Below are 19,218 nucleotides of genomic sequence, written 5' to 3' on the forward strand. Positions count from 1 at the left end.
GTGGCCAGGAGCGGGGCCGAAATCGGCCCGCATAAGTCACATGAGGTCGGGTAGCCGCGCCGCCATGGCTCCATCTATGGAACATGGCTCATATACGTCCGGGCCCACGCGCCGGTCGCTGCTCGCGGGGGTGGCGGCGGTCGGCGCGCTGGGTGCCGCAGGCTGCTCGCGCGTCGCCACGGCCTCGTCCACGGAGGGCGGTGATCTGCTCGACCGGCTCAAGGCGCAGGGTGTCGTACGCCTGGGGATAGCGGGTGAGATCCCGTTCGGATACATCAACACGGACGGCGAACTGACCGGTGAGGCACCGGAGCTGGCGAAAGCGATCTTCAAACGGCTCGGGGTGGACAGCGTGCAGCCCGTGCCGACGGAGTTCGGCTCGCTGATACCCGGGCTGAACTCACAGCAGTTCGATGTCGTCGCGGCCGGGATGTACGTCAACCCCGAGCGCTGCGCACAGGTCATCTTCGCCGATCCGGACTACCAGATGCTCGACGCCTTCATCGTGCGCAAGGGAAATCCGAAAGGGCTGCACGACTACAAGGACATCGTCGAGAAGAAGGCGAAGTTCGCCACCGGAACCGGTTACGCGGAGATCGAGTACGCCGTCCAGGCGGGGTACAAGGAGAGCGACATCCTGATCGTCCCCGACCAGGTCGCCGGGCTGAACGCCGTGGAGGCGGGGCGCGTCGACGCCTTCGCCGGGACCGCGCTCACCACGCGTGAGGTGGTGAAGAAGTCCGGCAAGGCCGAGTCGACCGAACCCTTCAAGCCACTGCTCGACGGCAAACCGCATGTCGACGGCGGCGCCTTCGCATTCCGCCAGACGGAGACGAAACTGCGGGACGCCTTCAATGTGGAGCTGCGGAAGCTGAAGAAGAGCGGCGAGCTGTTCCGCATCCTCCAGCCCTTCGGCTTCACCAAGGCCGAGATGACCGATCTCACCGCGAAGGAGCTGTGCGGCGGATGACCTCGGGACTGTGGGAACTCGTCATCAAAGGCGTCTGGGTCACGATCCAGCTGCTGGTCCTCAGCGGCCTGCTGGCGGCGGCCGTCGCCTTCGTGGTCGGCATCGCCCGAACCCATCGGCTGTGGATCGTCCGCTTCCTCGCGGGCTTCTACACCGAGGTGTTCCGCGGGACCTCGGCGCTGATCATGATCTTCTGGGTGTTCTTCGTGCTGCCGATCGCGTTCGGCTGGCAGCTGGTCCCCCTGTGGGCCGGCACTCTCGCGCTCGGGCTGACGTACGGCGCGTACGGCGCCGAGGTCGTGCGCGGTGCGCTGAACTCCGTCGATCCGGCGCAGCGTGAGGGCGGGATCGCGCTCAGCTTCACGCCCTGGCAGCGGATGCGGCTGATCCTGCTGCCGCAGGCCGTACCGGAGATGATCCCTCCCTTCTCCAACCTGCTGATCGAACTGCTCAAGGGAACCGCGCTGGTGTCCGTGATGGGCATGGGCGACCTGGCCTTCAGCGCCAACCTGGTGCGGCTCGCGCTACAGGAGAGCGCGGAGATCTACACGTACGTACTGCTGATCTACTTCGTCATCGCCTTCCTGCTGACGCGGCTCATGCGAGGTCTGGAGCGCAAGCTCAAGGCCGGACTCGGCACGCCGGTCGGGCGCACCGCCGAGCAGGAGCTGCACCGACCTGAGACGACCGGCGTGGGCGCGGGAGGTTCTTCATGACCTGGGACTGGGGCGCTGTCGCCGACTTCATGCCGCACTTCTGGGACGGACTGCTGGTCACCCTGCAGATCCTCGTCCTCGGCTCGCTGATCTCGTTCGCGCTGGGCCTGGTGTGGGCGCTGCTGATGCGAACGCCGACCCGCTGGGTGCGCTGGCCGGTCGGGGTGGTCACGGAGTTCATCCGCAACACCCCGCTGCTGGTGCAGTTGTTCTTCTTCTTCTACGTGCTGCCCGAGTGGAACATCACGTTCTCCGCGCTGACCACGGGCGTCGTCGCGATCGGGCTGCACTACTCGACGTACACGATGCAGGTCTACCGCGCCGGCATCGAGGCGGTGCCCGCCGGCCAGTGGGAGGCGGCGACCGCGCTGAACCTGCCGCTGGGGCGCACCTGGACCGCGGTGATCCTGCCGCAGGCGATCCGACGGGTCGTGCCGGCTCTCGGCAACTACGTCATCGCGATGCTCAAGGACACACCGATCCTGATGACCATCACGGTGATGGAGATGCTCGGCGAGGCGCGTCTGTTCTCGCAGGAGCACTTCCAGTTCACCGAGCCCCTCACCGTGATCGGTGTGGCCTTCATCGTCATCGCCTATCCGGCCTCCCTTCTCGTACGAGCCCTGGAGCGACGCCTTGTCCGCTGACACCCCTCTGACGAAAGAAACCGACGCGAACACCAACCGGCCGGTGGACGGCAGCGAACTGATCCGCTTCGACCACGTGACCAAGCGGTTCGGGGCGAACACGGTGCTCGACCAGCTCGACTTCTCCGTCTCCTCCGGCAAGCACGTCACCCTCATCGGCCCGTCCGGCTCCGGCAAGACCACGATCCTGCGGCTGCTGATGACGCTGACCAAGCCCGACGAGGGCACCATCACCGTCGACGGACAGCAGTTGTTCCCGGCGCCGGAGAAGCAGGTCCGCGAGGTCCGCAAGAACATCGGAATGGTGTTCCAGCAGTTCAACCTGTTCCCGAACATGACGGTCCTCAGGAACATCACCGAGGCGCCGGTCACCGTGCTCGGCCTGTCCAAGGACGAGGCGGAGGAGCGGGCGCGCGGGCTGCTGGACATGGTGGGCCTCGCCGACAAGTGCGACTCCCGGCCGACCCAGCTGTCCGGCGGCCAGCAGCAGCGCGTCGCCATCGCGCGGGCGCTGGCGATGCGGCCGCAGGTGCTGCTGCTCGACGAGGTGACCTCCGCGCTCGACCCCGAGCTGGTCGCCGGTGTGCTCGACGTCCTCCGGGACATCGCCCGCACCACCGACATCACCATGCTCTGTGTGACCCACGAGATGAATTTCGCCCGGGACATCTCGGACCAGGTCCTGATGTTCGATTCCGGCCGGGTCATCGAGTCCGGCCCGCCGGAGAAGATCTTCAGCGAACCCGAGCAGGACCGAACGCGGGAATTCCTCAGCGCGGTGCTGTGAATACAGGAGGTGAACGCGGACAAGCGCCGAGAGCCATCTCTCGGCGCTTGTCCGTGGCATATGCCAGCGTGTCAGTCCCCCTGCTGAGAGCGCCGGAATCTCGTCAACAACCGCTCACTACAAGCCTCTTGCCCGTTATCGTGGAGAGGATCCGCTGACCGGATTGCGGCCAAAGAGCGAGCGCAGGGGGATCACCGTGGCGCTGAAGCACGAGCCGACCGCGCCGTACCACTCGGCCCAGGACGCCCTGCGCGTACTGGAGACCGTGGCGCGGCACCCCGCCGGAGTCACCGACACCGAACTCGCCCGGCACACCGGCCTCGACCCCGAGCGGCTGACCACGCTGCTGCGGATGCTGCGCCGCGAGGGGTACGTCGAGCAGATCGCCGACGGCGCCTATGTCACCGGCGAGGCCCTCGCCCGCCTCACCTCCGCGCACGGCCGTGACCAGGCCCTGCGCGAGAAGCTCCAGGGCACCCTCGACCGGCTGCGCGACTCGGTGGGCGCCGCCGTCTACATCAGCCGGTACGTCGACGGCGAGATCAAGGTCACCCAGTACGCCGACGGTCCCACCACCCCCGCGGTCAACGAATGGGTCGACTTCCGCTTCTCCGCCCACGCCACCGCGATCGGCAAGAGCCTGCTCGGCCAGCTCGACCACAACAGCCGCCGGGACCATCTCTCCCGGCACAAGATGCCCCGCCTCACCTCGCGCACCATCACCAGCGACCGGCTGCTGCTCTCCCGCCTGGAGGCCCAGCCGCCCACCGTGCCCCACCTCGACCTCCAGGAGTACGCGGTCGGCACGGTCTGCGCGGCCGTCCCGATCACGGCCGGCGCCGCCGTGGGCTGCCTCGCTCTCTCACTCCCCGTCGAGCACGCCCACCGCCTCAAGCAGGCGGCCGACGCCCTGAACCGCAACGCCGCCCCGGTGCTGCTCTCCCTGGCCATCTGACGTTGGTCAGGAGCACCCCTGAGGACCGGGTAGTATTTTTCCGTCGCCGCGAGCAAGACCAAGTCGCGGTCGACGAGGGTTATGCGCCGCTAGCTCAGTTGGTTAGAGCAGCTGACTCTTAATCAGCGGGTCCGGGGTTCGAGTCCCTGGCGGCGCACCATGTCGATGGCGAGGCATGTTCGCGGAAAGCGCGAACCGGTCTCGCCATCGCTGTTACTGCGCGGCTGCGCCGCGCGTTGTGGGGGCTTCGCCACCCACACCCCCTGAAGCCGGGCCTCTCGTGGGAGCGAGAGGCCCTTCTACGTCTTCTTGGGTCAGCCTCCGGTATGCGTACTCCCCCGTCGGTCGCCACCACACGGGATCGGCGCACCGGAACCCTTCCTTCCGCAGCTTCGCCCGGTGGATCTTGTTCGTCGCCGTCACGGGCATCCGCTCCACGACCCGTACGAAAGTGGGCGCCATCTTCGTGCCCAGATCCGGCTGGGCGAGCAGGAACTCCGCGAAGCCGAGCGGGTCGAAGTCCCCGGAGACCGCCGCCATCACCTGGTCACCGGTCACCGGGTCCGGCACCGCGTACACGGCGACGGCGTCCGCCCCCTCGTACCGGGCGAGGATGTTCTCGATCATCGCGGCGGCGAGGTTCTCGCTGTCGACGCGCAGCCTGTCGTCCATCCGCCCGGCGAAGTACAGGAACCCCTCGGCGTCCCGGTAGAAGAGGTCGCCGGTCCGGTACGCGCCGTCACGCAGCCGTGCCGCGTCCGCCTCCGGGTTGCGCCAGTAGCCCTCGAAGGGGTTCGGGCCCCGGTTCACCAGCTCGCCGATCGACTGCTCGCCGTTGAGCAGCCGCCCGGCGCCGTCGAACTCGGCCGCCGGGCACTCCTTGTCGCCGTCCGGATCGAGGATCACCAGCCCCGATGTCGCCGGCCCGACCGCCCCCGCCGGGGTGCCCGGCGTCCACTGCACCGCCGCCCCGCCCTCCGAGGACCCGTACCCCTCCACCAGCCGCACCCCGAACCGCCGCTCGAAGGCCGCCGCGTCCACCGCCCCCGCCTCCGTGCCGAACCCGAGCCGCAGCGGATTGTCCCGGTCGTCGGGCCGCTCCTCGGTGGCGAGGACGTACTGCACGGCCCGCCCCACATACGTGAAGTACGTCGCCCCGTACCGCCGTACGTCCGCCAGGAACCCCGACGCCGAGAACCGCCGCCGCAGCGCCACCCCCGCCCCGGCCGCCAGCGCGGGCGCCCAGTCGGCGATCACCGCGTTGCCGTGGAACATCGGCATGCAGATGTAGTGCACGTCGTCCGGGCGCACGTCGAAGTGGTCCACCAGGGAGTGTCCGGCGGCGGCCAGGCGGCCCTGGGAGCAGATGGCGGCCTTGGGGGCGCCGGTCGAGCCGGAGGTGAAGTACAGCAGGAGACGGTCGTCCGGGGTGGCCCGCGAGGCGTCCGGGCGGGCGTCGGCGTAGGGCGCGAGCAGGTCGTCGTACTCCTGTGTGTCGGTCAACAGGATCCGCACGTCGGGGAGTTCGAGGCCCGTGAGGAGAGGGAGGCGGGTGCGTTCGGTGAGGAGGATCCGGCAGTCGGTGTGCAGGATGTCGCGGGCGAGTTCGGGGCCGCGGCGGGTGGGATTGATCCCGGCGACGGCCGCGCCGGCGAGGGAGGCGGCCGCCAACCACAGCGGGTATTCGGGGGTGTTGTCGAGCAGCACCCCGATATGCGGCTCAGCGCCCGCCGGCAGCAGATCGGCCAGCAGCGCCGCACGGGCCGCCGCCCCGGCCGCCAGCCCGTGGTGGGTGAGTGTCCGCTCCTCGAACCACAGCCCCGGGCGGTGGTCGCCCCACCGCCCGGCTATGAGTTCCGCGACCGTACGCGCCCTGGACTCCATGGCCGCGTACGGTAGTTGATGGACCGTCAGATGTGGAGGGTCACGGGGTCAACGTGACGCCGTCGACGACGACGGTGTCGGTGGTGTCGTCGACGTCCTCGCCGAAACCGAAGCCGAAACCGTCGGACATCTGGTTGTAGGTGACCATGAAGCCGACGCAGAACACCACGGCCACCCCGAGGAACGCCAGGATCCCGATCGTGGCCGCCGCGTGCTTGGCCCGGCGGGGCGTATGGGCCGTGGCGACGACCTCTCGGCCGTCGGTGTAGTGGACCGTGACGAAGTCGCCCTCGATGACGGTCCCCGGACCGCCCTCCTCCTCGAAGCGGACGGGGCGGCCGTCATGGGTGGTGAACTCGTAGACGTGGTGCAGCGTCGTCCGCACGGACGTGTCGTTGCTGCCGCCGTGCACCGTCGTGTACGACCGCAGACACCGCCCCTCCGCCGTCAGTCCGCTGCTCCAGGCACTGCGGATCTGCCACCAGCGGCGCAGCACGCGGTACGCCATGAAAAGGACGACAGCCATGATCAGGCTGGGTACGGCGTAGAAGATCACATCCATGGCACTTCCCCCGAGGTCGAGCAGAGCTCCCCTACGCCGTCATGGTCATGTCGGCGTAGGGGGAACGTACCCGTGGGGAGTGCCCGATTTGCTCAAGCCATGCTCAGAACGTGACGTCGGAGCAGGCGTAGAACGCGTTGGACGTGTCCGCGATGGTCCAGACGGCCACGATGACGTGATGACCGCTCAGACCGCCGGGCAGGGTGCCGGTGTGCGAGAGGGTCTGCGGCGGGCGCTGGCCGTTGTAGGGGACGGTGAAGAACGGGGTGAGGTTGAGGTCCGAGCGGGCCAGGTTGTGGTTCTGGTTCCAGCCCGCCTTGGTGACGTAGTACTTGAAGTCGGTCGTGGCGTGCATGGCGGTGAACTGCCAGCGGAACGTGTAGCTCTGACCGCCCGACACCCTGGTGGTGGGCCAGGCGGCGCCCGACGGTGCCTTCGGTGCGCTGAGCTGGGCGAACTGGCCCAGTCCCGCGTTGCATATCTGCCCGTCCGCGGGACCGGACGCCGGGAAGCCCTTCGGGCCCTCGACGCTCTGCGGCTCCCACTGGATGGAGCCGCAGTTGGGCACGGAGCCGTTCTGACAGAGCTTCTGCCTGCTGATGGGAAGGTCGGTGTAGCCGTGGCCGCTGGCGCCGCCGGAGGAGAGCACGAGGGCTCCGGTCGTGGCGAGGCCCACAGCGATGGCGGACAACTTGGTCTTGTTACGCATACTGCCGCTCCTGGAGAACGTGGGGGAAGTTCACTGAGCCGTGCAGGTCTAGACCAAGTTTCAGATTATTGCCGTTACTTGAACATGTCCATACCAATCGTGGAACAGGTTCAGGGCCCCGTTTCGCCCCGTCCGGAGCAGAACGCCACCGTCAAGTCCTTCACCAGAACCTTGCGTTCGTAGTCGTCGAGATCGACCAGCCCACGCATCGTCAGCCGCGTCACCGTGTCCTCGACCGAGTCGACGACCGACGTGAGCATGCTCGCCCGGTGCTGGGCGTCCAGCGCGGCGATCCGGCGGCGGTGCATGGCGGCGGCGACCTCGGGGGCGTATTCGACGCGCACCGGCTGCACCGAGAACACCTCCAGGCCGACCGGCGTCGCGTCCGCCGCGACCAGCCGGGTCAGCGCGTCGGCCGCCGCGTCCACGGACGGCTTCGCGGCGCCCGGCATCTCCACCGGAACCCGGGCCAGCGCGGCCTCCACGCACTCGCGCAGATACGTCTCATGGTCCTCGACGGCCAGCGTGGCCCGCGCGGTGTCCCGCACCCGCCACACCACGAGGACGACGACCCGCAGCGCGACCCCGCTGCCGTCGGCCGCGGGCATCGGCTCGCTGCGCCAGTGCCGCAGCCGTACGTCGACCCGGCGGCGCAGCAGCAGCGGGTTCACCCACATCAGGCCGGTACGCCGGACGGTCCCCCGGTAGCGGCCGAACAGACCGAGCACCCAGGCCCGCCCGGTCCGCCCCCGGGCCAGCCCGCCGAACCCGAACAGACCGAGGGCCCCGGCCCCGGCGTACGCCGCCCACTGCGCGGGCCCGAGCCCGGCGCCCGCGGTCACCGGCAGCCCCAGCCCCGCCGTCACGGGCGACGGCAGCGCGCCCGCCCACCACGAGATGAGAACGGATCCGGCCACCCCGGTCCCCCCGGCGAGCACTCCCACCACACCGGGCAGCACCCGCGCCTGACGCTCCACCAGGTCGGGGTCCGCCTCCGGCACCGGGCGGGCCGCCCTCGCCGGTGCCGGACGGTGCAGCCGAGGCTGCTCGCCCGTGCCCTGCCGACGGCCCACGACGGCGGGCCGGAGGGGGACGGACACCGGGTCGGGGTCGTCGCGGAACAGCAGATGGACGGGGATCTCGGTGGTCGCCTCGTTCCGGATCAGCCGGGCCGGCCGGGAGGCGCCCTCGATCGGATCCTCGGAGTCGGGCGTGTGCGATGTCGTCGTGGTCATGGGTGCCTCCAGCCTCCGCGCCAGATGCGAAAGAACAGTGGGATGGGCGGCCGTGGGTCAGGCGAACAGCCGCCGCCAGGTCTCCGGCCCCGGGAAGCCGTCCGCCGCGCCGCCCCGCCAGCCCTGGGAGCGCTGGAAGGCCTCGACGCCGCGCCGGTCCGCCTCGCCCCAGCGCGGACCCGGTTCGGCCAGGTAGTGCTTGCCGAACCCCTTCTTCACCAGCTGCCGGCCGAGCTGGGTGACGTACTTGTTGTCGGCGCCAGGACGGAACATCGCCCGCCCCGGGTAGCCGGGCACCCCATGGGAGGAGGGGGCGGCCGGTCCGGCCGCCCCCTCGGTGATGTCCTTGCCCCGGCCGTTGACGAGCAGCGCCCAGGTCTGCGGCCCCGGCAGCCCGTCCGCGTCGGCGCCGCTCCAGCCCTGGGCGCGCTGGAAGGCCTGGGTCGCCCTGGTGTCGGCGTCCGTCCAGCGCGGGCCCGGACCCGAGGAGTAGAAGCGGCCGGCGCCGCGCTTGACGAGCATGCGGCCCAGTTCGGTGACGTGCTTGTTGTTGGCGCCGGGACCGAAGTACGCCACTCCCGGGTACGGCGTCGCGTCGGGCACGCTCGGCTTCGCGCCCCCCGCGCCTGCCGCCAGCCCCTTGTAGCGGTAGGCGACATAGCGGTCGGAATGGGTCCAGTAGGCGTAGGGGGTGGTCCGCTTGCGGGCGAACGGGCGGGTGGACTCGTAGGCGATGTAGGAGGTGTGCTTGTAGTCGGTCCAGCTGCCGAAGATGACGACGTGCGAGCCGTTCTCCGGGTTCGCCGGATTGTGGAACAGCAGAATGTCGCCGGGCAGCAGATCGTCCTTGGAAACCCGCACCCCGTACTGGTCGAGGCTGCCGGTCCATTCGTTTCCGGGCAGCTTCCAGGCCATCGAGACGAAGCCCGAACAGTCCTGCCGGTATCCGTCGGACCAGTAGCGGCTCATGCTGTACGGCACCTTCGCCGCGACCCATTTCTTGGCCCGTTTGATGATCTCCGCCCGGGTGGTCGCCGGCGCCTTCTCCCCGGCGGTGGGCTCTGTCGGCCGGTTGCCCGGACCGTGCAACGGCCCCCTGCCGCCCTGCGGGCTGTCGGGCTCGTCACCTGCGACGACGTCCGGCTGATGGGAGGTGTGCGGGGCGGCGACGGCCGGTGCCGCCTGCGTTGCGACAAGCGCCGCGGCGGCCACGACCAGCGCGTGACGGGCGGCCGGGTGACCGCTTTTGCGGCCGGCCGCGGAATACGGCAGAACCCGACGCCAGTGAACACATCCCGGGCAGTCGCAGTCACTCGCGGGATCGAACTCCTCGAATACCGGAGTCGTCATGCGATTCCCCTCACATTCCAGCTGGAAATGTTCGCGTCCGTGTACGTTGATCAGTTTCTCAACTGTCTTCCCGACTCGCATGCTGACGGTCCGAATGATGTACGCGGGCCCCGCCGGGCCCCGGCCGCCCCGGGCACCCGTGGTCCGGAGCACCCTCCGGTGTCGGGTAAAGTCGTGCAGGTCAGCAGGCGCCGCTAGCTCAGTTGGTTAGAGCAGCTGACTCTTAATCAGCGGGTCCGGGGTTCGAGTCCCTGGCGGCGCACCGACGGCAGGGCCCCTCGCTCAGGCGGGGGGCCTTTCGCATACCGGGCGCCCGCCTCAAGCCCGCCCTCGAACAGTCGTGCCCGTTCGCCCACACGGGGTCCACAAGACCCCCACAGCTGCCACAATGAACGCGTATGACCGGTAAACACCGCGTTTCGCATCTTGCGATCATGATGAACGCCGTAGAACCCTGTTTTTCAAGATGCTGCGGATTCGCGGCACTTGGGGGGCAAGGAGCCGGTTGCCGGTTGACGCGGGGAGAGGGGCCCCGTTCATGAGTCGATGCCGAGGGGGGCATCATGCAACCGGAAGGTCGCAGTTCCATGTCTAGTGGTGTGGAAGATGTGGTGACAGCGGCCCACTACTGATACGCCTGTGAAGGTCTAGGGGGACTCGAGCAGGTGTAAGGAACCGACAGACACGCGCTGAACCGCGTGTGGGGGGATGACTCATGACGTCGACGCCGACGGGCGCCCGGCAGAACTTCGACCCGTCACAGACGACCCAGCTCAGGGTGCCATCGCATCGGACCGGCGCATTCCGCCGCATCAAGAAGACGCTGCCGAAGTACGACTACGAGCACTACAGCCGGCTGGCGGGCCCCCTCACGCAACCCGATCCGAGCAAGCCCTACAGAGTGCAGTACCGCTCCTTGATCTCACAGGAGCCGCACCGCCTCAGAGTGGCGCTGATGCTGATCGCCGCGCCGCTGCTCTCGCTGGTCCTGCTCGCCTGGCTGCTCCAGCCGGTGCACTGGACCGTACGCGACTACCCGGCGTACGACTTCCTGCCGGCCCTCGACATAGTGATGCTCGTCTCGATCGGCCTGATCGAGTTCTTCCGCTGCATGAACGTGCTGTCGAACGCGCACGCCACCCTGGTCGCCCGCGACCCCATCCCGGTGGTGCCCGAGACTGGCACGCGAGTCGCCTTCCTGACCTCCTTCGTGCCCGGCAAGGAGCCGCTGGAGATGGTGACGAAGACCCTGGAGGCGGCCGTCAAGCTGCGCCACCGGGGCCTCATGCACGTCTGGCTGCTCGACGAGGGCGACGACCCGGCGGTCAAGGAGGTCTGCGCCCGGCTCGGCGTGCACCACTTCTCCCGCAAGGGCGTCGCCAAGTGGAACCAGGCGAAGGGCCCGCACCGCGCCAAGACCAAGCACGGCAACTACAACGCCTGGCTGGACGCGCACGGCGACCAGTACGACTTCTTCGCCTCCGTCGACACCGACCATGTGCCGCTGCCCAACTACCTGGAGCGGATGCTCGGCTTCTTCCGCGACCCGGACGTCGGCTTCGTCATCGGCCCGCAGGTCTACGGCAACTACGACACGTTCGTCACCAAGGCCGCCGAGTCCCAGCAGTTCCTCTTCCACGCCCTGATCCAGCGCGCCGGCAACCGCTACGGCGCGCCGATGTTCGTGGGCACCTCCAACGCCGTACGCATCAGGGCGCTGAAGCAGATCGGCGGTCTGTACGACTCGATCACCGAGGACATGGCGACCGGCTTCGAGATCCACCGGCACAAGAACCCGGCGACGGGGAGGAAGTGGCGCTCGGTCTACACGCCGGACGTGCTCGCCGTCGGTGAGGGCCCGAGCGCCTGGACGGACTTCTTCACCCAGCAGATGCGCTGGTCGCGCGGAACGTACGAGACGATCCTCAAGCAGTACTGGAAGGGCTTCTACTCGCTGCCGCCGAGCAAGCTCTTCAACTACACGATGATGATCATCTTCTACCCGATGTCGGCCCTGAACTGGATCCTGGCGGCGATCAGTTGTGCGCTGTTCCTGGGTCTGGGCGCCTCGGGTGTGAACATCGACCCGACCGTGTGGCTGATGCTCTACGGCAACGCCTCCGCCCTCCAGATCGGCCTCTACGTCTGGAACCGCCGCCACAACGTCTCGCCGCACGAGCCCGAGGGCTCCGGCGGTGTGGCCGGCATGGTGATGTCCGCGCTGTCGGCGCCGCTCTACGCGAAGGCGCTGATCGACGCCATGCTCCGTAAGAAGAGCAAGTTCGTGGTCACGCCCAAGGGCGACTCGGCCAGCCCGGACCGGTGGTTCGGAACCTTCCGGTACCACTGGTACTTCATCCTGATCTTCGCCGCCTCGATCACCGCCGGCTTCGTCTACGGCCACTCGCACCCCGCGATGATCATCTGGGCCTGCTTCGCCATGCTGATCACGGCCACGCCCATCTTCGCCTGGCGGTACATGATGCGGCAGGAGAGGAAGAGGCCCGCCGGGCCGGCTCAGCCGGAGCCGCAGGACGCGGTGCCGGTCGTGCCGCACCAGGCACAGCCGCTGCCGGCGCCGCACGCCCCGCAGCAGAAGCCGAGCTGGGCCGCCGCGCAGCCGCCCTCGGGCGGCGGCAACGACCAGACCATGCAAATCGCCCTGGGTGGACTTGGGGGACGTAAGGAATGAAAGACCAGGCCGGCCGCCGCCGTGTCCGTCGACTCGCGATAGGCACGGCGGTGGTTCTCGCGCTGGCCGGGATGAACGGGCCGTGGCTGTATCGCGTCGGGACCGAGAAGTATCACGAGTACCAGATCAACAGACCCGAGTACAAAGCCGACAACGGGCACTGGAAGATCGTCGAGTTCCCGGAGGAGTACCGGCAGAACACCATCCACGCGGCGCTGCTGCGCACCGGCAAGGTGCTGCTCGTCGCGGGCTCGGGCAACGACCAGGAGAACTTCGACGCGAAGAAGTTCGACACCCGGATCTGGGACCCGGTCAAGGGCACCATCAAGACGGTGCCGACCCCCAGCGACCTGTTCTGCACCGGCCACACCCAGCTCGCCAACGGCAATCTGCTGATCGCGGGCGGCACCAAGCGGTACGAGAAGCTGAAGGGTGACGTCACCAAGGCCGGCGGCCTGATGATCGTCCACAACGAGAACCCGGACAAGCCGATCACGCTGCCCGCGGGCACCAAGTTCACCGGCAAGGAGAACGGCAAGACGTTCGTCTCCAAGGACCCGGTGCTGGTGCCGCGCGCGAAGAAGGTGTTCGACGAGACGACCGGCGAGTTCAAGCGCAACGACCCGGGACTTGGCCGTATCTATGTCGAGGCGCAGCAGAAGGGCGAGAAGTACGAGACCGGCACCCAGGACAACTACCGGATCCAGGGTCTGACCGGCACCGCCGCCCGCAACACCTACGGCATCGCGCAGAAGCTCGCGCTCGACAAGAAGGACTTCCAGGGCATCCGGGACGCCTTCGAGTTCGACCCGATCGCCGAGAAGTACATCAAGGTCGACCCGATGAACGAGGCCCGCTGGTATCCGACGCTCACCACACTGAGCGACGGCAAGGTCCTCAGCGTCTCCGGCCTCGACGACATCGGCCAGCTGGTCCCGGGCAAGAACGAGATCTTCGACCCGGCGACCAAGAAGTGGACGTACACGGATAAGATCCGGCAGTTCCCGACGTATCCGGCGCTGTTCCTGACGCAGAACGGCAAGATCTTCTACTCGGGTGCGAACGCGGGCTACGGACCCGACGACGTGGGGCGTGACCCCGGCATCTGGGACGTGGACACCAACAAGTTCACCAAGCTGCCCGGGCTGAGCGACGCGAACATGCTGGAGACCGCGAACACCGTGCTGCTGCCGCCGGCGCAGGACGAGAAGTACATGGTGATCGGCGGGGGTGGCGTCGGCGAGTCCAAGCTGTCCAGCGAGAAGACCCGGCTGATCGATCTGAAGGACGCGAACCCGGCGTTCACCGACGGGCCTTCGCTGGAGAAGGGCACCCGGTATCCGCAGGCGTCCGTACTGCCGGACGACACCGTGCTGATCTCCGGCGGCTCCGAGGACTACCGTGGCCGCGGCGACTCCAACATCCTCCAGGCGCATATGTACGACGCCGCGACCGGCGACATGAAGCGCGTCGCCGACCCGCTGGTGGGCCGCAACTACCACTCCGGTTCGATCCTGCTGCCCGACGGCCGGGTGATGTTCTTCGGCTCGGACTCGTTGTACAGCGACAAGGCCGACACCAAGCCCGGGAAGTTCGAGCAGCGCATCGAGATCTACACGCCGCCGTATCTGTTCCGGGATGCGCAGCCGTCGTTGTCGGGCGGTCCGCAGACCATCAAGCGCGGCGGTACGGGGACGTTCACCTCGCAGCACGCGTCGACGATCAAGAAGGTGCGGTTGATCCGGCCGAGCGCGTCCACGCATGTCACCGATGTCGATCAGCGGTCGATCGCGCTGGACTACAAGGTGTCGGGGGACAAGATCACGGTGACGGTGCCGAAGAACAAGAACCTGGTTCAGTCGGGCTGGTACATGCTCTTCGTGACCGACGACCAGGGGACGCCCAGCAAGGCGCAGTGGGTCCAGGTCCCCTGACCGACACGCACCGGCCGGACCGACACGCACCAGGGGGCGCCCTCCGCGAAGGAGGGCGCCCCCTGGTCATGGCGTCACGTGGTCATGGCGTCACTTGCTGGCCTTGGCCAGGTTCAGCGCGTACTCCGGCCACCACTCCCCCGCCTTGGGGCCGCCCTTGCACTCGCCGTCCGACTCACCGGGGCGCTTGGCCCAGACGTACGCGTCGACCAGGTCGTCCGCCGTCTCGGTCGTCGGGGTCTCACCGAGCGCGCGACCGGGCGGGTTGCACCAGCGCTCGTCGGCGTCGCCCTCGGTGTAGGGGCCGTTTCCGTTGCGGCTGGTGTCGATGACGAAGGGCTTGTTGCCGACCTTCGCGGAGAGCTCCTTGCCGTAGGCGATGGAGTCCTCGGTGGTGTAGAAGTTCGAGACGTTGACCGAGAAACCGTCCGCCTTGTCGACGCCCGCCCACTGGAGGGGCTCGAAGATCTGGTCGGGGTGGCCCCAGCCGGCGTTGCCCGCGTCCAGGTAGACCTTGGTGTTCTTCAGGGACTTGAGCTTCTCGATGGCGCCCTTGAGGAGGTCGTAGCGCTCCTCGTGGAACTCCTCCTGGGTGCAGCCGTCGACCAGGTGCAGAACCGCGTCCGGTTCGAGGATCACGGTCGTGGAGCGGTCACCGATGCCCTTGGCGACCTGGTCGATGAACTCACGGTAGGCGTTGCCGTCCGCGGCGCCGCCGCTGGAGAACTGGCCGCAGTCGCGGTGCGGAATGTTGTAGAGGACGAGCAGTGCGTCCCGGTCGGCCTTCTCGGCGGCCTCGGTGAAGCCGCGCGCCTCCTGCTCGGCGCTCTCCGGAGTGAGCCACTGACCCGTCGGCTGCTGAGCTATCTTGCGGATCTGCTCGGCGTCCTCCTCCTTGCCGTCCTTCTCGTAGGTCGCGACCTGCTCCGCCGCGTTCCCCTCCGGGTTGACCCAGAACGGGTCGGTCCCCTTGGGCTGTTGGGAGATCTTCGCACCGGCGTCGCCGGCGTCCTCCTCCCCGCCGTCCCCGGAGGAGCACCCCGCGATCAGCAGCGCCGCCCCCAGTACCGCTGCGGACGCCCGTGTTCCGGCCGACAAAGACACCACCCCCCTGCTGCCGTACATCCAACTCCCCCTTGGGTGCACCGTTCCGCACCGCTCAAGGTTCAATCCTGACATACGTCACGCTGCGCCCACGAGATCGCCCCGAGCCTTGTCGGAGAGCTGTTACACCCCCGATGGTCTGGGTACGCGTGCGTCCAACCGGGGGGTGCGCGGGGACGCGAAGGGGAGTGCGCGGGGATGCACCACACCGGCCGGGAGATCCGGCTCGCAGAGGCTCTGGTGGAGGCGGCGGACACGCTCACCGACGCCTTCGAGGCCACGCATTACTTACAGGTGATCTCCGATCATTGCGTGGAACTGCTGGCCGCGCGGGCGGCCGGGATCATGTTGATCGACGGCGGGCGGGCGGTGTCGCTCGCCGGGAGCAGCCGGCAGCAGGAGATCGCCCTCGACCTGCTCCAGGCCCAGCACAGCGGCGGGCCCTGTCTGGACAGCTACAGCTCCGGCCAGCCGGTGCCGCCGGTCTCCATCCGGCTCGCCCACGCGGACGCCCGCTGGCCGGACTTCACCGAGCGGGCGCTGCGGCACGACGTGATGGCGACCTTCGCGGTGCCGCTGCGCCGCCGCGAGACCCTGCTCGGCGCGCTCAACGTGTTCGTGCCGACGCTGCCCGAGCACGACGGGCCCGAAGGGGAGGCGGAGCTGCGGCTCGCCCAGGCCCTCGCCGACGCCGCCGCCGTAGGGCTCCAGAACCACCGCGTGTACGCCCAGTACCGCACGCTGGCCGGGCAGTTGCAGGAAGCCCTGTCGAGCCGGGTGCGGATCGAGCAGGCGAAGGGGATGCTGGCGGAGCGCTGGGACATGCGGGCCGACGAGGCGTTCGTGGCGCTACGGCAGTACGCGCGCCGGCGCAGGCTTCCGCTGGACCGGGTGGCAAGCGCTGTCATCGAACGGGTCGCGGATGACGCCGAGTTGCGCAGGGAGGCCGAGGGGACGGCCGACGGACCCGCATAGAACCCCGCACCACCTGCGCGGATGACACAGCGCCACGGTTCCGGGACTTGGCGTCAATCAGCCCCTATACCAGGCAACGCTTTTCGTTCTACAGTCGACCACGACGGCCCCAGCCCCCGGCCAGTCGTCCCCCACCGTGGCTTCCAGGCCTCCCGCGCCGTCGCCGGGTTACTCCCGCAACCCGAGCGCGCGCGGTCGAGGACCAGCCCGGTCGACGGCTTCGGGGGGAGCGGGTCGTCGACCGGGCCGGGTCGCTCCACTGGGTTTGGCCGTAAGGGGGGTGCCGCTATGGGGTGGTGGTCGGGTGCGGCGCCGTGGGGGCTTGTCGCGCAGTTCCCCGCGCCCCTGACGGGGCGCTGCCCCACCGTAAGAGTCACAGTCCCGTACCCGTCAGGTACGCCGATACGATCACGTTTGCCGTGTAACTGCGGGTCGCCTGGTCGAAGCTGCCGCCGCAGGTGATCAGGCGCAGCTCTGCGCGGCCGGTCTGGTGGGGGCCGTAGGCCTGGTGGGCGTCGAAGTGGTCGCGGGTGACAACCTGGACGTCGTCGACGGTGAACTCGGCGACCTTGCCGTCGTCGCGGATGACCCGGACCGTCTCGCCGGGCTTGAGGGCGCTGATCTTGTAGAAGACGGCGGGGCGGGTCGCGGTGTCGACGTGCCCCACCATGAGCGCGGTGCCCGCGGCGCCCGGTTTCGCACCGCCCGCGTACCAGCCGACCACTCCGGCCTGGTCGAAGGGCGGTGGGTCGACGGCCCCCTGTGCATCGAGCCCGCGGGCCACGACCGGGGCCTGCACGCCCAGGTAGGGGATGTCGATGCGCTGCGGCAGCGCGGCCCCCAACGGCTTTGCGGCGGGCGGAAGTTCGGCGTCTGGGGGTCTGCCGACCGCAGCCACGTCGCCCGTGGTCGGTGCCGCCGTCCCGTGCCGTACGTCGGTGACCTCCCGCCCCCACAGCCACAGCGCGAGCAGCAGCACCGCCCAGACCACCCCCGTCGTGAGGCGGCCGGCACCCGAGGAGCGCTCGGACATCGCCGGTCAGTCCGTCCCGCGGCTCCGCCGGACGCTGCGCAGCGCCACGGCGACCGCGGCGACACCCGCCAGGACCAGTCCGGTCACCGCGTGCGCGGTACCGGGTCCGGCCTCGTCGGTATCGCTGTCGGCCTCGGCTTCGGCGGCGAGCCGGGCCGTACCGCCGCCGCCCGCCTGGACGGGCGCCACGGGCGAGGAGGCAACAGCGGTGGGTTCGAGAAGGGGCGAGGCGGAGGGCTGTGTCTGTGGCTGGGTCTGCGGCTGTGTCTGTGGCTGCGGCTGTGTCTGTGGCTGCGGCTGTGTCTCTGTCTCTGTCTGCGGCTCACTCTTGGCTACGACGGTGAGGGCGGCCTTCACCTGCACTCCGACGCAGGTGACCTGCACGTCGTACGTACCGGCCGTGATCGATGAGCTCACGCGGGTCTCCCCGACGAGCGTGCCGTCCGCGCCGGTGAGCCGGGCGTCGGCGACGAACGCCGCCGAGACCGCGGTGCCGGTGCTGCCGGCGCAGCCGGTGGCCTTCAGCGAGATGTCGGTGCCGGGGGCCGGGGACGTGGGGGTCACCGAGATGCCGCCTCCGTCCGCCGCATGGGCTGCCGGGGTGAGCGCCGCGAAGATCGCCGCACCCGCACAGAGAGTGACTTTCAGTGGACCCATCGAGAACCTCCAGTACTCAGGAGGCTCCCCCGCGGGGCCGGGCACCGCATCTTCAGCGGGGCCGGGCTACTCCGTCCGAGTTGGATTTCGCGGGTGCCGGGTTTCAGATCCGGTCGACGAGCCCGGTGGGAAGAACTGAGGTCGGCCGCAGGGGCCATCATCCAGCCGGGTGAATAGCATGGTCATCACGTTGACCGACAGGGCAGGAGTCCGCACCTCATGACTGAGCGCAAGCCCATCGAATCATGGCTCACCGACATGGACGGGGTCCTCATGCACGAGGGAGTCCCGATCCCCGGCGCGGATGCCTTCATCAAGAAGCTGCGCGATTCCGGCAAGCCCTTCCTCGTCCTGACGAACAACTCGATCTACACCGCCCGGGACCTGCACGCCAGGCTGAACCGGATCGGCCTCGAAGTGCCGATGGAGAACATCTGGACCTCTGCGTTGGCGACCGCCAAGTTCATCGACGGTCAACGGCCCAACGGCACTGCCTATGTGATCGGCGAGGCCGGTCTGACCACGGCGCTGCACGACGTGGGCTACATCCTCAGCGACACCGACCCCGACTTCGTGATCCTGGGTGAGACGCGCACCTATTCCTTCGAGGCCCTGACCAAGGCGATCCGACTGATCAACGGCGGCGCCCGCTTCATCGCCACCAACCCGGACAACACCGGTCCGTCCCCGGAAGGGGTGCTGCCCGCCACCGGGTCGGTGGCCGCGCTGATCACCAAGGCGACCGGCAAGGAACCCTACTTCGTCGGCAAGCCGAACCCGCTGATGATGCGCACCGGCCTCAACACCATCGGAGCCCACTCCGAGTCCAGCGCGATGATCGGCGACCGCATGGACACCGATGTGCTGGCCGGACTCGAAGCGGGCATGACCACGTTCCTCGTGCTCACCGGGCTCACGACACAGACCGACATCGACCGTTTCCCCTTCCGGCCCACCGAGGTCGTCGATTCGATCGCCGACCTCGTCGATCGCGTCTGAATGAATCGC

At 68.7% G+C, this 19,218-nt stretch carries 17 protein-coding genes and 2 tRNA genes; 11 read left to right on the forward strand and 8 right to left on the reverse strand.

What is annotated here, in order from left to right:
• Nucleotides 1-76 precede the first annotated feature (76 nt).
• From ehuB to ACIHFB_RS39195, 6 genes are all read left to right on the forward strand, one after another.
• Nucleotides 77-970: an ectoine/hydroxyectoine ABC transporter substrate-binding protein EhuB gene (gene ehuB / locus ACIHFB_RS39170; RefSeq protein ID WP_365283173.1), complete on the forward strand. Its 894-nt coding sequence runs from the start codon at nt 77-79 to the stop codon at nt 968-970.
• Entirely contained in the window at nt 967-1,686 is a 720-nt protein-coding gene (ehuC, locus tag ACIHFB_RS39175) for an ectoine/hydroxyectoine ABC transporter permease subunit EhuC (RefSeq protein ID WP_365283175.1), read from the forward strand. Before ehuB ends, ehuC begins: the two co-directional genes overlap by 4 nt.
• Nucleotides 1,683-2,333: an ectoine/hydroxyectoine ABC transporter permease subunit EhuD gene (gene ehuD / locus ACIHFB_RS39180; protein ID WP_365283177.1), complete on the forward strand. Its 651-nt coding sequence runs from the start codon at nt 1,683-1,685 to the stop codon at nt 2,331-2,333. Before ehuC ends, ehuD begins: the two co-directional genes overlap by 4 nt.
• A 7-nt stretch (nt 2,334-2,340) precedes the next feature.
• Entirely contained in the window at nt 2,341-3,120 is a 780-nt protein-coding gene (gene ehuA, locus ACIHFB_RS39185) for an ectoine/hydroxyectoine ABC transporter ATP-binding protein EhuA (protein ID WP_365283499.1), read from the forward strand.
• 196 nt (nt 3,121-3,316) lie between these two features.
• Nucleotides 3,317-4,075: an IclR family transcriptional regulator C-terminal domain-containing protein gene (locus ACIHFB_RS39190; RefSeq protein ID WP_365283179.1), complete on the forward strand. Its 759-nt coding sequence runs from the start codon at nt 3,317-3,319 to the stop codon at nt 4,073-4,075.
• Nucleotides 4,076-4,158: 83 nt separating this feature from the next.
• A tRNA-Lys gene (locus ACIHFB_RS39195) sits at nt 4,159-4,235 on the forward strand.
• A gap of 53 nt (nt 4,236-4,288) precedes the next feature.
• Here ACIHFB_RS39195 and ACIHFB_RS39200 read toward each other — a convergent pair.
• The 5 genes from ACIHFB_RS39200 to ACIHFB_RS39220 all read right to left on the reverse strand — a co-directional run bounded on the left by ACIHFB_RS39200 (nt 4,289) and on the right by ACIHFB_RS39220 (nt 9,815).
• Nucleotides 4,289-5,959 carry an AMP-binding protein gene (locus tag ACIHFB_RS39200; protein ID WP_365283181.1) on the reverse strand — a complete coding sequence of 557 codons (1,671 nt, stop codon included), beginning with the start codon at nt 5,957-5,959 and terminating at the stop codon, nt 4,289-4,291.
• A 40-nt stretch (nt 5,960-5,999) separates the two neighbouring features.
• A complete protein-coding gene (locus ACIHFB_RS39205) occupies nt 6,000-6,521 on the reverse strand; it encodes a hypothetical protein (protein ID WP_365283183.1) in 522 nt (173 codons plus the stop codon).
• Nucleotides 6,522-6,624: 103 nt separating this feature from the next.
• Complete coding sequence (locus tag ACIHFB_RS39210; RefSeq protein WP_365283185.1) at nt 6,625-7,230, reverse strand: lytic polysaccharide monooxygenase; 606 nt, start codon at nt 7,228-7,230, stop codon at nt 6,625-6,627.
• A gap of 110 nt (nt 7,231-7,340) precedes the next feature.
• Nucleotides 7,341-8,465 (reverse strand): SPFH domain-containing protein, encoded by a 1,125-nt coding sequence (locus ACIHFB_RS39215; protein ID WP_365283187.1) that lies wholly within the window; start codon nt 8,463-8,465, stop codon nt 7,341-7,343.
• A 57-nt stretch (nt 8,466-8,522) separates the two neighbouring features.
• Entirely contained in the window at nt 8,523-9,815 is a 1,293-nt protein-coding gene (locus ACIHFB_RS39220) for a peptidoglycan-binding protein (protein ID WP_365283189.1), read from the reverse strand.
• 188 nt (nt 9,816-10,003) lie between these two features.
• Between ACIHFB_RS39220 and ACIHFB_RS39225 the strand changes: the two genes are divergently transcribed.
• The 3 genes from ACIHFB_RS39225 to ACIHFB_RS39235 all read left to right on the forward strand — a co-directional run bounded on the left by ACIHFB_RS39225 (nt 10,004) and on the right by ACIHFB_RS39235 (nt 14,441).
• Nucleotides 10,004-10,077: transfer RNA gene (locus tag ACIHFB_RS39225), tRNA-Lys, on the forward strand.
• 453 nt (nt 10,078-10,530) lie between these two features.
• Nucleotides 10,531-12,507: a glycosyltransferase family 2 protein gene (locus ACIHFB_RS39230; protein WP_365283191.1), complete on the forward strand. Its 1,977-nt coding sequence runs from the start codon at nt 10,531-10,533 to the stop codon at nt 12,505-12,507.
• A complete protein-coding gene (locus tag ACIHFB_RS39235) occupies nt 12,504-14,441 on the forward strand; it encodes a galactose oxidase-like domain-containing protein (RefSeq protein WP_400129398.1) in 1,938 nt (645 codons plus the stop codon). The genes ACIHFB_RS39230 and ACIHFB_RS39235 overlap by 4 nt, the downstream gene beginning before the upstream one ends.
• A gap of 90 nt (nt 14,442-14,531) precedes the next feature.
• Here ACIHFB_RS39235 and ACIHFB_RS39240 read toward each other — a convergent pair whose 3' ends face one another.
• The gene (locus ACIHFB_RS39240) at nt 14,532-15,566 is read right to left on the reverse strand and encodes a glycoside hydrolase family 6 protein (protein WP_365283195.1); all 1,035 of its coding nucleotides are present in this window, start codon (nt 15,564-15,566) and stop codon (nt 14,532-14,534) included.
• A 177-nt stretch (nt 15,567-15,743) separates the two neighbouring features.
• On the opposite strand from ACIHFB_RS39240, the gene ACIHFB_RS39245 reads away from it, so the two are divergent.
• Entirely contained in the window at nt 15,744-16,520 is a 777-nt protein-coding gene (locus tag ACIHFB_RS39245; RefSeq protein WP_365283197.1) for a GAF and ANTAR domain-containing protein, read from the forward strand.
• A 373-nt stretch (nt 16,521-16,893) separates the two neighbouring features.
• Here the strand turns inward: ACIHFB_RS39245 and ACIHFB_RS39250 are convergent, their stop codons facing one another.
• Nucleotides 16,894-17,553 carry a class F sortase gene (locus ACIHFB_RS39250; RefSeq protein WP_365283199.1) on the reverse strand — a complete coding sequence of 220 codons (660 nt, stop codon included), beginning with the start codon at nt 17,551-17,553 and terminating at the stop codon, nt 16,894-16,896.
• 6 nt (nt 17,554-17,559) lie between these two features.
• On the reverse strand, nt 17,560-18,210 hold the full coding sequence (locus ACIHFB_RS39255; protein WP_400129399.1) for a hypothetical protein: 651 nt from the start codon (nt 18,208-18,210) through the stop codon (nt 17,560-17,562).
• A gap of 219 nt (nt 18,211-18,429) precedes the next feature.
• Between ACIHFB_RS39255 and ACIHFB_RS39260 the strand changes: the two genes are divergently transcribed.
• Complete coding sequence (locus ACIHFB_RS39260) at nt 18,430-19,209, forward strand: HAD-IIA family hydrolase (RefSeq protein ID WP_365283203.1); 780 nt, start codon at nt 18,430-18,432, stop codon at nt 19,207-19,209.
• Nucleotides 19,210-19,218: the final 9 nt, after the last annotated feature.

This window comes from Streptomyces sp. NPDC051963 (assembly GCF_044593495.1).
Classification (GTDB): domain Bacteria; phylum Actinomycetota; class Actinomycetes; order Streptomycetales; family Streptomycetaceae; genus Streptomyces.